This window comes from Clostridium lentum, from assembly GCF_014287815.1.
Taxonomy (GTDB): Bacteria; Bacillota; Clostridia; order Clostridiales; family Clostridiaceae; genus Clostridium; species Clostridium lentum.
The window spans coordinates 55210-68982 of sequence record NZ_JACOOQ010000012.1 but is presented as its reverse complement, the minus strand read 5'-3'; the positions used below and the strand labels follow the sequence as shown (position 1 = coordinate 68982).

At 29.9% G+C, this 13773-nt stretch carries 14 protein-coding genes and 1 other annotated feature; of the genes, 2 read left to right on the top strand and 12 right to left on the bottom strand.

Annotated elements, in window-relative coordinates:
* Positions 1 to 2 precede the first annotated feature (2 nt).
* From H8R92_RS08265 to H8R92_RS08255, 3 genes are all read right to left on the bottom strand, one after another.
* Positions 3 to 1259, bottom strand: coding sequence for an aminopeptidase P family protein (locus H8R92_RS08265; RefSeq protein WP_186835181.1), 1257 nt, complete (start codon positions 1257 to 1259; stop codon positions 3 to 5).
* A gap of 89 nt (positions 1260 to 1348) precedes the next feature.
* Positions 1349 to 1873 (bottom strand): spore maturation protein, encoded by a 525-nt coding sequence (locus tag H8R92_RS08260; RefSeq protein WP_022211277.1) that lies wholly within the window; start codon positions 1871 to 1873, stop codon positions 1349 to 1351.
* A 12-nt stretch (positions 1874 to 1885) separates the two neighbouring features.
* On the bottom strand, positions 1886 to 2461 hold the full coding sequence (locus H8R92_RS08255) for a nucleoside recognition domain-containing protein (RefSeq protein ID WP_022211276.1): 576 nt from the start codon (positions 2459 to 2461) through the stop codon (positions 1886 to 1888).
* Between the two features lie 119 nt (positions 2462 to 2580).
* Between H8R92_RS08255 and H8R92_RS08250 the strand changes: the two genes are divergently transcribed.
* On the top strand, positions 2581 to 2766 hold the full coding sequence (locus tag H8R92_RS08250; protein WP_022211275.1) for a hypothetical protein: 186 nt from the start codon (positions 2581 to 2583) through the stop codon (positions 2764 to 2766).
* Positions 2767 to 3089: 323 nt separating this feature from the next.
* On the opposite strand, the gene H8R92_RS08245 is transcribed toward H8R92_RS08250, so the two are convergent.
* Complete coding sequence (locus H8R92_RS08245) at positions 3090 to 4088, bottom strand: LacI family DNA-binding transcriptional regulator (protein WP_186835180.1); 999 nt, start codon at positions 4086 to 4088, stop codon at positions 3090 to 3092.
* Between the two features lie 137 nt (positions 4089 to 4225).
* Positions 4226 to 7336, bottom strand: a complete 3111-nt coding sequence (gene ileS / locus H8R92_RS08240) for an isoleucine--tRNA ligase (protein WP_186835179.1) — start codon at positions 7334 to 7336, stop codon at positions 4226 to 4228.
* A gap of 243 nt (positions 7337 to 7579) precedes the next feature.
* Positions 7580 to 7838, bottom strand: a binding site (T-box leader).
* A gap of 158 nt (positions 7839 to 7996) precedes the next feature.
* On the opposite strand from ileS, the gene H8R92_RS08235 reads away from it, so the two are divergent.
* Positions 7997 to 8218 (top strand): (2Fe-2S)-binding protein, encoded by a 222-nt coding sequence (locus H8R92_RS08235; protein WP_022211272.1) that lies wholly within the window; start codon positions 7997 to 7999, stop codon positions 8216 to 8218.
* 65 nt (positions 8219 to 8283) lie between these two features.
* Here H8R92_RS08235 and H8R92_RS08230 read toward each other — a convergent pair whose 3' ends face one another.
* The 7 genes from H8R92_RS08230 to H8R92_RS08200 form a co-directional block, all read right to left on the bottom strand.
* The gene (locus H8R92_RS08230) at positions 8284 to 9027 is read right to left on the bottom strand and encodes a response regulator (protein WP_022211271.1); all 744 of its coding nucleotides are present in this window, start codon (positions 9025 to 9027) and stop codon (positions 8284 to 8286) included.
* A 162-nt stretch (positions 9028 to 9189) separates the two neighbouring features.
* Positions 9190 to 9438: a GIY-YIG nuclease family protein gene (locus tag H8R92_RS08225; protein WP_022211270.1), complete on the bottom strand. Its 249-nt coding sequence runs from the start codon at positions 9436 to 9438 to the stop codon at positions 9190 to 9192.
* 33 nt (positions 9439 to 9471) lie between these two features.
* The gene (locus H8R92_RS08220) at positions 9472 to 9825 is read right to left on the bottom strand and encodes a hypothetical protein (RefSeq protein ID WP_186835178.1); all 354 of its coding nucleotides are present in this window, start codon (positions 9823 to 9825) and stop codon (positions 9472 to 9474) included.
* A gap of 21 nt (positions 9826 to 9846) precedes the next feature.
* On the bottom strand, positions 9847 to 10815 hold the full coding sequence (locus H8R92_RS08215) for an ABC transporter ATP-binding protein (RefSeq protein WP_186835177.1): 969 nt from the start codon (positions 10813 to 10815) through the stop codon (positions 9847 to 9849).
* Positions 10815 to 11861 carry an ABC transporter ATP-binding protein gene (locus tag H8R92_RS08210; RefSeq protein ID WP_022211267.1) on the bottom strand — a complete coding sequence of 349 codons (1047 nt, stop codon included), beginning with the start codon at positions 11859 to 11861 and terminating at the stop codon, positions 10815 to 10817. The genes H8R92_RS08215 and H8R92_RS08210 overlap by 1 nt, the downstream gene beginning before the upstream one ends.
* A gap of 12 nt (positions 11862 to 11873) precedes the next feature.
* Complete coding sequence (locus H8R92_RS08205; protein ID WP_186835176.1) at positions 11874 to 12791, bottom strand: ABC transporter permease; 918 nt, start codon at positions 12789 to 12791, stop codon at positions 11874 to 11876.
* Positions 12792 to 12803: 12 nt separating this feature from the next.
* Complete coding sequence (locus H8R92_RS08200) at positions 12804 to 13757, bottom strand: ABC transporter permease (RefSeq protein WP_186835175.1); 954 nt, start codon at positions 13755 to 13757, stop codon at positions 12804 to 12806.
* Positions 13758 to 13773 lie beyond the last annotated feature (16 nt).

Genomic DNA, 13773 nt, shown 5'->3' with positions numbered 1-13773 from the left:
AATTAATTTATTCTATTTCTTGACATAAAATCTTCTATTTCTTCCACTGTCTTAATCATATCCTTTGTTAGGTTAATAGACCCATCTTCTGTAACAAGAATGTCATCTTCTATTCTTATACCAATTGATTCTTCTGGTATATAAAGACCTGGTTCCACTGTATAAACCATACCAGGTTCAAAAGTAAAGTTTCTATCTATTATTACATCATGAGTATCTAAACCTAAGCTATGACCTATACTATGGAAATAATACTTTCTAAAATCTTTTTTATCTTCTAATAAACCTAAACTTACACAAGCCTCTCCTAATAAATAATTTGCCTTAGCATTTAGTTCTGCTGTTGTTATACCTGGTTTAATTGTCTTTATTATTTCTTCGTTAACTTTTAATACCGCATTATAAACTTCCTTTTGTCTTGCTGTGAACTTACCATTTACTGGAAAAGTTCTAGAAATATCAGCATTATAATATTTATATTGTGCACCTAAATCAAAAAGAATTAAGTCTCCATCTTTCATTTCTGCATTATTATCAACATAATGAAGAACTGTAGCATTTTTTCCTGTAGCAGCAATAGTGTTAAAAGCTAAATCCTTAACACCTTTACTTTTACAGTTAAAATCAAAATATGCTTCAAGTTCATATTCCTTCATTCCATCTTGTGCATTTTTCATTAATGTTTCAACGCCAGCTATAGTGATTTTTATGGCTTCTTTAATATTTTCTATTTCCTCATTACTTTTAATAAGTCTTAAGGCTGCTATAGATGCATATATGTTTCTTACGGAAATTTGAGGATATTTACTTACTATTTCCTTAGCAAATATTTGTGAAATACTATTCATTGAATTAAAAGCATCTCTTTCTAAATCTAAATATAAATTGAATTCTTCTTTCATTGAAATTAATCTATGAAAATAATCTTCAAAAGTGCTCTTAAACATAACTTCATCAACGCCAGCAATGTCTAAAGCTTCATTTTCTCTTAAGCTTTTTCCTATCCATTTTTCTAACTCTAAATCTATATCTTTAATGAATAAGATATTCTTTTCTTTACCATTTATCTTACTCATTAATAAAATATGATCTGGTTCTTGAACACCAGTTAAATAATAAAAATTTCTATTTGGTGTGAATGGATAAGCTTCATCAGCAGTTTTCTTTGGTGCATTACCTGCAAATAAAACTATCACTGAGTTATCCTTAACTTTTTCTAATAGCTTGTGTCTTTTTGCCTTATAGAATTGTCCTTTCATATATTTATCCTCCTCTTTTGAAATTATTTATTTTCATTATAACTAAATAAAAACATAAAGGCTATAATACTTCTACATAATTGGGAAATTTAACATATTAATAACTTTACCATTAAAATTGCCATAATTATCGCTATCATATCTGCCATAACAGCTGCCCATACAGTATGACGCACTTTTTTTATTTTTATAGCACCAAAATACACTGTTACAGTATAAAAAATTGTTTCTGTTGTCCCCATAATTACAGATGCTACAAGACCAATAAAGCTATCAGCGCCATAATTATTCAATATATCTGTAAAAATTCCCATAGCTCCACTGCCAGATAAAGGTTTTATTAGTACTAATGGAACAACTTCTTTTGGCAAACCTATAATACTTGCTACAGGCGATATAAAATTATTAACAAAATCCAATAATTTAGCGCTTCTAAATATATTCACTGCCACTATCATTGCTAATAAATATGGAAATATATTGGCACAAACCTTTAACCCTTCCTTAGCACCTTCAACAAACCATTGGTATACTTTCCTACCTTTTATCATTCCATAAGTTATTATTATAAGTACTATTATTGGTATAATACTTTTGGTTATATAATTAAACATTTTACCTCCAAATTAAAAGTACTTTTGCAAAACCTTGCAGCAAATCACTCCACATATAGATGCCATTGCCGTTGAAATTATTGCAGGAATTATAATCACACCTGGATTGCTAGAATTCGCAGTAGCTCTAATGGAAATAACAGTAGATGGTACAAGTTGTATACAAGCTGCATTTAATACTAAAAATAAACACATATCATTAGATGCCTTTTCCTTATCTTTATTTAAGCGTTGCATTTCTTCCATAGCCTTTATTCCAAAAGGCGTTGCTGCATTTCCAAGGCCCATCATATTTGCTGTTATATTCATTACTATAGCCCCTAACGCCTTTTCATCTTTAGCTGCATCCTTAAATATCAATTTTAATATAGGCTTCATAACTTTAGCTAACTTTTCAGTAAATCCACTTTTTTCTGCTATCTTCATTACTCCACACCAAAAACACATTAATCCTGTAAGACCCACCACAAATGTTACTGTACTTTCTATGGATGAAATAATATCATTAGACATAGTTTCACCATTTCCAGATAAAACACTCACCAATAAACCTAAAAAAATCATAATAAACCATATGTAGTTAATCATCTAAAAATCCCCCCTTAGATAATTAAAATATATGCCTTGCATAGCTTTTTTATTAGTGATACCATAAAGATATCAATATATATTTTATTCTATATTTTACCTAAAAAGGAGATACACCAATGAAAGAAGGAAATTTAAAATTAGCACAAGAAGATATTGAAGCAGCATTAAAAGCTGTGGAAGATATAGAGAATTTCATTAATGATGAATCATTAGAAAAAGATGTTTTAAAACAAAAATTTGTTGCTTTATCTGAAAAAGTACAACAATTAGAAAATTTATTAAAGATAGAAGGTATTCTTTAATTAAATAATACATAATAAAAAAGGGACTTTTTATAGCCCCTTTTTTATTAATATCCGTTACTAAATGTAAATTTTTAAAATGGTTTTGACACTCTTTCCTCAATTTTACCCAATAAATTCTCAACAATCATAATACCTATACATAGCTGAATGCATACTCACTTACAACTCACTTTAGTAAACGTTATCAACAACTTTGATTTCATTCTATCATATTACTGGGAATTTTACAATATAATATTTATATTTTATAATAATATACAAATTATAATCACTTTCTTTGTAAAAAAATTAAATAAAAAGAAACCTATCAAGGCTCCTTTTTATTTACAGCTTTCTCTTTCCACCAATTCATGACTTAAAATAAATTCTGCTTCTTCTAATGGCTTATTATTTAATATTTTTATAAGTATTCTCATAGCAACAGAACCCATATCATAACTTGGCTGTTTAACTGTAGTTAATTTTGGATAGAAGTAAGATGCAACAGCATTATCATTAAATCCTATTACACTTACATCTTCTGGAGTGTTAACTCCTTTTTCTCTTAATCCATTTATAGCACCCATGGCAATTTCATCAGATGCACATATTATTCCATCAAAATTCTTACCTGAAGCTAAGAATTTTTCTGATGCTCTGTATCCACTCTTAACTTTTAAGCCTTCAAAATAAACTAAATCTTCATCTATAGTAATTCCAGCTTCATTTAATGCTTTTTTATATCCGATATATCTATCTCCCCAAGCGTTTGCAGAACTTTTATCAACACCAATGAAAGCAATATTTTTTATTCCTTTATCAAGAAGGTGTTTTGTTGCTTCATAAGTTGCTTCAATATTATCTATATATACACTTGGAAGTTTTCCTTCATTATCTTTTGTTTCAACTAAAACTGTCTTTAAATCCAACTCATTTATTATATTCAATGTTTCTTCTTCTAATGATGAACTCATATAAATAACTCCATCAACCATTTTTTCTTTTAATACTCTTAAGTAATCTTTTTCTTTATCTGAATCAAAATCAGAGTTGCATAAAATTACATTATAATCATATATATTCGCAACATCTTCTGCACCTCTAACAATTTCAGGATAGAATCCACTTGATATATCTGGCACTAGTATTCCTATAGTCTTAGTTTTTTGCGTCTTAAGACTTCTTGCAACTATATTAGGTCTATATCCTAATTTTTTTATTGCATCTAATACCTTTTTCTTTGTGTCTTCATTAACAACATCTATATCATTTAAAACTCTTGATACCGTAGCTATTGAAACTCCCGCTTCCCTTGCAACATCTTTTATAGATGTAGCCATAACAACATCACTCCATTTTCATAATTTTTAATTAATTTATTATACCATTAAATTGTAACATTTTCATTCCCTATATTTATATTCTTTCAAAAAAGGTAGGAATTATAACTAATCCCTACCTTACTTATTATTATTTATTATTTTATAACTTCCACAGCCATATTTAGCTTTTCACCATTTATTGTTGTTTCAGTATACTCTCTATTTGCTGCAAATATTATTTCTTCTGTTAAAGTATCTCTCTTAATAGTTTCAGCAAACTTCTTAATAACGTCCATTAACATTTCATTATCAGAAACGTATAGCTTAATCTTATCTGCTACTTGGAATCCGCTTTCTTTTCTCATGTTTTGAATCTTAGAAATCATTTCTCTAACATGACCTTCTTCTCTTAATTCATCTGAAATATGAGTATCAAGAACAACACCTATAGAACCTTCACCAGCAAAAGCATATCCTTCTAATCCTTGCATTGTTACAAGTAAATTTTCTTTATTTAATTCAATTTCAGTTCCATCTACATTGATAGTAACAACTCCACCATTTTGGATAGTTTGAGCTAATTCCATTTGGTTTCTAGCACCAATTTCTTTTCTTATTTGAGGTATCATCTTACCATACGCTCTACCTAATACAGGAAGGTTAGGTTTAATTTCAAAGTTAACATGAGTTGAAAGGTCAGCACCAAATTCAACAGTCTTAATATTTAACTCATCAGTTATGATATCTCCATAGTATGCTGGAAGTGAATCTGTTGAAACAAGCATCTTAGATAATGGCTGTCTATTCTTAATGTTAGCACCATTTCTTGCACTTCTTCCAAGCTTAACTATCTTGTAAGCTAAATCCATTTCAGCTTCTAAGTTTTTATCTATTGCCTTTTCATCAACTTCTGGCCATAAGCATAAGTGAACACTTTCTTCTGCTTGAGGGTCTAAGTTAACTACTAAGTTTTGATAGATTTCTTCTGTGATGAATGGAACAAATGGAGCTGCAACTTTAACTAAAGTAGTTAATACTCTATATAATGTTACATAAGCACCAATCTTATCATCTGTTAATGTTTCAGACCAGTATCTTGCTCTATTTCTTCTTACATACCAGTTAGATAATTCATCTGTGAAATCTTCTATTGCTAAAGCAGCATTATTTATATCATATGAATTTAATTTAGCATCAACATCTTTAACTAATGTGTTTAATTTAGACATAATCCACTTATCCATTACATTATCTGATACGAAATCAGCATATTCTGTTGGGTTGAATTTATCTAAATCAGCATATAATACGTAGAATGAGTAAACATTCCATAATGTGCTTAAGAACTTTCTACCTGCTTCAGATACGTCATCTGTAGAGAATCTTGTTGGAAGCCATGGAGCACTTGCAGTGTAGAAATGCCATCTTGTAGCATCTGCACCTTCACTACCTAATACTTCAAATGGATCAACAACGTTACCCTTAGACTTAGACATCTTTAAGCCCTTCTTATCAAGAACGTGACCTAAAACTATACAGTTTTCAAATGGGTTTCTATCAAATACAGCAGTTGAAATTGCAAGTAATGTATAGAACCATCCTCTTGTTTGGTCAACAGCTTCTGAAATGAATTGAGCTGGGTAGTTTTGTTCAAATAATTCTTTATTTTCAAATGGATAATGTAATTGAGCAAATGGCATTGATCCTGAATCGAACCAGCAGTCAATAACTTCTTTAACTCTTTCCATTTCCTTACCACATTCTGGACAGTTTAAGTGAACTGCATCTATATATGGTTTGTGTAATTCTATATCTTCTGGAACATTTATACCTTTGTTCTTTAACTCTTCAATACTTCCAATACATTCTTTATGTCCGCATTCACATTCCCAAATTGGAAGTGGAGTTCCCCAGTATCTATCTCTTGAAATACCCCAGTCAATAACATTTTCTAAGAACTTACCAAATCTACCTGTTCTTATGTTATCTGGATACCAGTTGATTTTATTGTTGTTTTCTATAAGCTTATCTCTTAATGTTGTCATTGCAACAAACCAGCTTTCCTTTGGATAGTAAAGAAGTGGTGTGTCACATCTCCAACAATGTGGATATGAGTGTAAGTGCTTTTCAGCCTTGAATAACTTATTGTTTTCTTCAAGCCATTTACAAATGCTTTCATCACATTTCTTAACGAACTTACCAGCCCATGGAGTTACTTCTTCTACGAACTTACCTTCTTTATCAACTAAGTTGATGAAAGTAATTCCGTTAGCTTTAGCAACTAAGCTATCATCTTCACCATAAGCAGGTGCAATATGAACTACACCAGTACCATCTGATAATGTTACATAATCACCGTGGATTACTTCAAAAGCTTTTCCTTCAACTTTTCCAAATGGCATTAATTGTTCATACTTAGTTCCAAGTAATTCAGTTCCAGGGAATTCTCTAACTAATTCAAAGTCTTCTCCTAAAACCTTTGGAGCTAAATCTTTAGCTAATATTAATATTTCATCGTTAACTTTTGCTTCAATGTAAGTATAAGCTTTGTTAATACATAAAGCTAAGTTTGATGGTAATGTCCAAGGAGTTGTTGTCCATGCTAAGATATATTTATTATCTTCATCTGCAACTTTAAATTTAGCAACTGCAGTTAAGTCTTTAACATCTTTATATCCTTGAGCAACTTCATGTGAAGATAATGCAGTTCCACATCTTGGACAATATGGCATTACTTTATGTCCTTCATATAAAAGACCTTTATCCCACATTTGCTTTAATGCCCACCATACTGATTCAATATATGGATTATGATAAGTTACATATGGATTTTCCATATCAACCCAGTAACCTATTTGTTCAGTCATCTTTTCCCACATGCTAACATATGTAAAAACACTTTCCTTACATTCCTTAACGAATTTTTCTACTCCGTATTCCTCGATTTGTTCTTTTCCTGAAATACCAAGTTTCTTTTCTATTTCAAGTTCAACTGGAAGACCATGAGTATCCCAACCAGCTTTTCTTATAACTTTATATCCCTTCATAACTTTGTATCTTGGAATAATATCTTTCATAACTCTTGTTAAGATATGACCTATATGTGGTTTTCCATTTGCTGTTGGAGGTCCATCATAGAATGTGAAATATTCACCATCTTGATTCATATCAAAGTTCTTCTTTATTACATTTCTTGCAGTCCAAAGGTTTGCAATTTCTTTTTCCATTCCCACAAAACCTTGTGGCAATTCAACTTTCTTGTACATAAATTTCTCCTCTCCATATTTTTATATAAAACCAATTTAATTGGTTAAATTACCAAATTTACTACTATTCTTCTTTGTATTAGTATTAACAAAAATTATCAGTTTAATAATTAGTTAAGATTTAATCTAAAATTTTCTTAAACAATTTCATTTTCTTACTATCCTAACTTCTTAGCTGGACTGTTGCATTAGCTACACAGCCGCTTAACTTATTTTTCCTAAAAATAAAAAAAGCCTCATCCATAAAAGGACGAAGTTTCACTTTCGCTATACCACCTATTATTTAAAGACTCTAAAATATTATAAAAATTAAGTCTCTATCTTCAGATACTATCATATCCTAATCTTTAACGCAGATATACGGGATAAACTTAATTACAATTCCTTGCTTTCAGTCTCCAACTCCTAGGTGATTTTCCTTATACTATCTTGTGATTTTACACCAACCAATCACTCTCTTAAAAGATACCATATAAATACTTTTCCTACTCATAGTTATTACACTAATTATATTATACTATTTTATTCATTGTCAATTAAGTATGTTAACATTATTTTATCTCTTTTATATAAATAATAGTTATTACTTAATATTGACTATATTATATAAAAATGCTTTAATTTTAATAAAGATAGATTTAAAATTTAGGAGAGTTATAAATGGAAAATGATGAATTAAGACAACAAGTTTTAGATAAAATGACAAAAACATGCCCTTGTAGAGTTATTACAAGAGCTAAAATAAAGGAATCTATTAGAAATGGTGCTCACACTGTAGAAGCTGTTGCTAAAGAAACTGGTGCAACTACTGGTAGCTGCAAAGGCTGTAGATGTAGATCTAAGATTCAAGAGTTAATTACAGAGCACTTAGATTCAATGTAATAATTTTTTGAAGAAAGTCCCTAAGGACTTTCATCATAAATTTTCAATTGTCCATTATCAATTATCTACTGTAGTTTTCTAACGAATGATTTTAGTTTTGCAATGAATATTTTTTCTTCTATTGGCTTAATTATTATATCATCAGCACCACTATCTATCACATCAGCTAGAAGATTTGGATTATTTAAAGATGTTACAGCAAAAATTAATGATTCATCACTTTTTTCTCTTAGTTCTGCAATAATATTTTTTCCGAACTCATCTTGTAATACTAAATCTACAAGGTATATATCATAAATCTTTTTACTTTCTGCCAATTCTGTTCCTGATTCAAAGTATCTCACTGATTTTATTTTATATCTATCAAATATATCTTTTAAATGTAACCTTGAAAAATGACTATCTTCTATTACTGCAATTTCTTTTTCTTTTAATATCTGTAAATATTTATCCATCTTAAATATATTATCTATATATTTTATTAATGCTTCATTAACCTCTTCTTTATCTATATATTGAATAACACCTAAATTCATAAACTGTTGCATATTAGAATTTAATTTATTTCCTGATAAAATGCAAACTGGAATATCCTGATATGAATAAGTTACATTCTTAATAAACTCTTCACAAGTCATACCATTTCCTTCAAAAGAACTAATAATTAAATCTACATCAAACTCTTCCAATAATATTAAAGCTTCATTATAACTATCTGTAGATAAATATTCGTATTCACTGTCATTAAATTTCTTTCGTATAACTTCAACAAAAAAGGCACTTGGCTCAATATGTAAAATAGTCTTCATCTTAATTCTTGCTAGAATATAATATTCTAACCGCCTCCTCTTTCTATAATAATTATTTTACACTTATTTATTCGTACATCTTAATTACTTACTAAATATTTTTTAAAATTTATTTACACCTTGTCATTAATTTATTAATAAAAAAAGATGGAAGTGCATTAATTACACATTCCAATCTTTTATAAGCTTAAGCTTTTCTTCTCTGCTTAACCTCTTTATTGCATATTCTCTTTTCATTGCTAACTTTTTATCATTAAACTTCTCAAAATATACTAGCTTTACTGGAAGCCTTCCTCTAGTGTATTTTGCTCCCTTTCCACTGGAATGAACATTAATCCTTCTCTCTAAATCATTTGTCCATCCTGTATATAATGTATTATCACTACAACTTAAAATATATACATAATTCATTTACTATCATTCCTAAATTAATTAATATATACATTATAACTTATAAAATAAAAACCAATCAATAATTCCCCCACAAATTAATATTGTTAGTGTAATAAATAACATAACCATTTCATATGAAAAAATTTTATATTTTTTCTTCCATTCATTAATATATTTCATTGGCTTTTCTTTCTTCTTTTTCATCAAAAGTATTGCTACTAATATCATTCCAAATGCTCCAATACAAATAAGCACTGTCTTTATTCCACATACAATATTAACTATATTTCCTTTATACATAAATACACACATTATTGATATTGCTATGGATATAATTGCAGATATTGTTATTCCAATAGCTATACATCTAACTATATCCTTAAATAGTTCACTTATCTTTTTCATTTGTATCACCTATCTTATATTTTAGTCATATAAATGACATGCTACATAATGGTCTTTTTCAACTTCTTTAAATAAAGGAGATTCTTTCTTACAAATATCCATACATTTACTACATCTTCCTTGGAACTTACATCCTGGAGGAGTGTTTATTGGACTTGGTACATCTCCTTCAAGCATTATTCTTTGTCTGATTTCCTCCACATCTGGATCTGCTATTGGAATAGCTGACATAAGGGCTTCAGTATATGGATGTTTAGGATTTGAATACAATGCTTCCGATTCAGCAAGTTCAACCATACTTCCTAAGTACATAACAGCAACTCTATCTGATATATGCTTTACCATAGCTAAATCATGAGCTATAAAAAGATACGTAAGTCCTAGTTCTTTTTGAAACTTAATAAGCATATTTGCTATTTGCGCTTGAATAGAAACATCAAGGGCAGATATAGGCTCATCACAAAGGATGAATTTTGGTTCTACAGCAAGTGCTCTAGCGATACCTATTCTTTGTCTTTGCCCACCTGAAAATTCATGAACAAATCTATTGGCATGTTCTTTATTTAATCCAACTTGTTCTAATAGTTTATATACTCTTTCACTTCTCTCTCCCTTGCTTTTTGCAAGTCCATGAATATCAATACCTTCTGCTATAATATCTGCAACTGTCATTCTTGGATTTAAAGAAGCATATGGATCTTGGAAAATTATTTGAACTTCTTTTGTAAAGTCCTTCCTATCTTTTCCTTTTAATCCATGAACACTTTTTCCTTTATAAAAAACTTCCCCGTCTGTCTTATCATACATTCCAATTACAGTTCTTCCGCAAGTAGTCTTACCACACCCTGACTCTCCAACAAGCCCTAAAGTTTCTCCTTCTCTAACAAAGAAAGAAACATCATCAACTGCTTTTAAAGTAGCACCTCCACCAACTTTAAAATGTTTTTTTAAGTTTTTAACTTCTAGTATTACATTTCCTTCTTTACCCATTAATCTCTACCTCCAATAGCTAATTCCAAAACAGCGCTTGGAACTTCTTCATTGTATAACCAACATTTCGCAACGTGTCCATCTTCAAAATTATATTCTGCCGGTTCTTCTTCTAGGCATATATTCATACAATGCTTACATCTCTTAGCAAATCCACATCCTTTAGGAGGTGCTATTAAATCTGGAGGTGTTCCTGGTATAGTCTCAAGAATTTGTTTCCCTTTCCATTCTAACTTAGGCACTGCATTTAATAATGCCCATGTATATGGATGCTTAGGATTATAGAATATCTCTTTTTTAGTTCCTCTTTCTATAATTTGTCCTGCATACATAACTGCTATCTTATCAGCCATTCCTGCAACAACACCAAAATCGTGTGTTATCAATATTACTGATGTATTTAATCTTTCTTTTAAGTCATTTATAAGCTCTAATATCTGCGCTTGTATTGTAACATCTAGAGCTGTTGTTGGCTCATCAGCTATTAATATTTTAGGCTCACAAGCAACTGCTATAGCAATCATAGCTCTTTGCCTCATACCACCTGAAAATTCATGTGGATATTGATTAATTCTTTTTTCAGCATTAGGAATTCCTACAAGTTTTAATATTTTTATTGCTTCTTCTTTTGCAGCCTTTTTATTCATATGTCTATGAATAATTAAGTTCTCCATTATTTGCTTACCAATTTTCATTGTTGGATTTAGAGAAGTAAGTGCATCTTGGAATATCATTGCACAATCTCCACCTCTAAACTCTCTAATCTTTTTCTTATCATAATTTAAAATATTTTCACCATTAAAAAGTATTTTACTACATTTTTTAATTTCACCTTGTGGTGCTTCAACAAGTCTCATTATGGCTCTTGAAGTAACACTTTTACCACAACCTGATTCTCCAACAATAGCTAAAACTTCACCTTTATCTACAGAAAAATAAACTCCTCTAACTGATTGTACTTCTCCTGCATAAGTATGATAAGATACCTTTAAATCTTCAACCTCTAACATTGGAGTGTTCTTCTTTTCATTATTTGTATTGTTCATAGTTTCTTCCTCCTATTGTCTAAGTTTTGGATCTAAAGCATCTCTAAGCCCATCCCCCAATATATTAAATGATAATATTAAAAGTACTAATACTATAGTTGGGAATAATAATTGATATGGATAGAAAGACATGCTTGCTTGTCCAGATGATAATAATGAACCTAAACTAAATCTTGGTGTTGTTAATCCTAATCCTAAGAATGCAAGCGATGTTTCCGCAACAATTACTGATGGTATTGTTTGTGCAACATCAAGAATAATAAGACCAATTGTGTTAGGTAATAAATGTTTAATTATTATTCTCATTGTAGATGCTCCTAAAGCTTCTGCTGCTAATACATATTCACTTTCTCTTAATTGAAGTATCTTACCTCTTACCATTCTGGCAGTTCCTGTCCATCCAGTTATACATAAGGCAATCATCAGTGGTAAATATCCATTTCCTAAAACAACTATTATTATTAATGTAACAATTAAATAAGGAATACTGTTTAAAACTTCTACTACCCTCATCATAATTTCATCAACATAACCACCAGTATAAGCCATTATTCCTCCATATAAACATCCAATTACCACATCAATTAATGTAGCAAATAATGCTATAAGAAGTGACTTTCTAGTACCTATACATACTCTTGTGAATAAATCTCTACCTAAGTTATCAGTTCCAAACCAAAACTCTGAACTTGGTCCTTTGTTTTTTGCTGATGTAACAATTGTTAAATAATCTAAATTTTTAATATGAGGTCCTATGATAGCAATAATTGTCACTAGCACTAATACTACTAAAGCTACCATTGCTACTGGATTCTTTTTTAATCTTCTCCAAGCATCCTTCCAATAGCTTATATTAGGTCTCACAACTTCTTCACTATTTAATTTAGACAAATCTACTAATTCAAATCTCTTATCTTTTACCTTTTCCATTAGTTTGTCCCCCTACTTTGCTAGATTTATACGTGGATCAACCAATGTATATAATATATCTGTTATAAAAATAGCTATTATATAAATTGTTGCTGAAAATATAGTTAATCCCATTACTATTGGTACATCTCTTTGATTTACTGCACTTATGAAGTATTTACCTATTCCAGGAATAGCAAATACATTTTCAATGAAAAATGCACCTTCCATTATCCCTGAAACAGTAACTGGTAATACTGTAACTATTGGAATAAATGAATTTCTAAGCACATGCTTACGTACTATACTCACTTCTGATAAACCTTTAGATCTAGCTGTAAGTGTATATTCTTGATTTATACAATCAAGCATACTTGTTTTTGTAAGCCTACAATAATATGCTAGATAAATACCTGCACCAGCTATTGTTGGTAGTATAGTATATTTCCATCCACCAAACCATAATTCTTTACCGCTAGCCCATCCTACTATTGGGAAATCAAAAACAGCTCCCTTAGTTAGATATTTTTGTAGTAATAAAGCTAAAACTATTACAGGAACTGATTTTAATAACATTGACCCAACTAAAATTATGTAATCAATTATTGTATTACGCTTCATTGCTGCTATTGTTCCTAAAAGAATTCCTAGTGTCACACCTATTACTATTTGTTGTAATCCAAGCCTTGCTGAAACAGGAAGCTTACTTGAAATAATTCCTGAAACTGTATCTCCTGCTTGTACAATAGATTCTCCAAAATCTCTATTTACTATATAATTTTTAAGCGTTACTACATACCTTTCTAATACAGGCTTATCATAACCATACTTTGCCAAAACCCTTTCTTGTGTAGCAGCTGGCAGCTTATTGATCTTTTGACTTAATGCATTACCTGGAACAGCTGATAATAGAAAAAATGTTCCTGAAGCTACAAGAAAAAGTGTTAAAACCATCTCACAAAACCTTCTTAATATATATCTTGTCATTAATTTTCACACCTCT

Excerpts from the sequence above, each read along its gene's own strand:
- H8R92_RS08265 (WP_186835181.1), bottom strand. The coding sequence starts at position 1,259 with ATGAAAGGACAATTCTATAAGGCAAAAAGACACAAGCTATTAGAAAAA.
- H8R92_RS08260 (WP_022211277.1), bottom strand. The coding sequence starts at position 1,873 with ATGTTTAATTATATAACCAAAAGTATTATACCAATAATAGTACTTATA.
- H8R92_RS08255 (WP_022211276.1), bottom strand. The coding sequence starts at position 2,461 with ATGATTAACTACATATGGTTTATTATGATTTTTTTAGGTTTATTGGTG.
- H8R92_RS08250 (WP_022211275.1), top strand. The coding sequence starts at position 2,581 with ATGAAAGAAGGAAATTTAAAATTAGCACAAGAAGATATTGAAGCAGCA.
- H8R92_RS08245 (WP_186835180.1), bottom strand. The coding sequence starts at position 4,088 with ATGGCTACATCTATAAAAGATGTTGCAAGGGAAGCGGGAGTTTCAATA.
- ileS (WP_186835179.1), bottom strand. The coding sequence starts at position 7,336 with ATGTACAAGAAAGTTGAATTGCCACAAGGTTTTGTGGGAATGGAAAAA.
- H8R92_RS08235 (WP_022211272.1), top strand. The coding sequence starts at position 7,997 with ATGGAAAATGATGAATTAAGACAACAAGTTTTAGATAAAATGACAAAA.
- H8R92_RS08230 (WP_022211271.1), bottom strand. The coding sequence starts at position 9,027 with ATGAAGACTATTTTACATATTGAGCCAAGTGCCTTTTTTGTTGAAGTT.
- H8R92_RS08225 (WP_022211270.1), bottom strand. The coding sequence starts at position 9,438 with ATGAATTATGTATATATTTTAAGTTGTAGTGATAATACATTATATACA.
- H8R92_RS08220 (WP_186835178.1), bottom strand. The coding sequence starts at position 9,825 with ATGAAAAAGATAAGTGAACTATTTAAGGATATAGTTAGATGTATAGCT.
- H8R92_RS08215 (WP_186835177.1), bottom strand. The coding sequence starts at position 10,815 with ATGGGTAAAGAAGGAAATGTAATACTAGAAGTTAAAAACTTAAAAAAA.
- H8R92_RS08210 (WP_022211267.1), bottom strand. The coding sequence starts at position 11,861 with ATGAACAATACAAATAATGAAAAGAAGAACACTCCAATGTTAGAGGTT.
- H8R92_RS08205 (WP_186835176.1), bottom strand. The coding sequence starts at position 12,791 with ATGGAAAAGGTAAAAGATAAGAGATTTGAATTAGTAGATTTGTCTAAA.
- H8R92_RS08200 (WP_186835175.1), bottom strand. The coding sequence starts at position 13,757 with ATGACAAGATATATATTAAGAAGGTTTTGTGAGATGGTTTTAACACTT.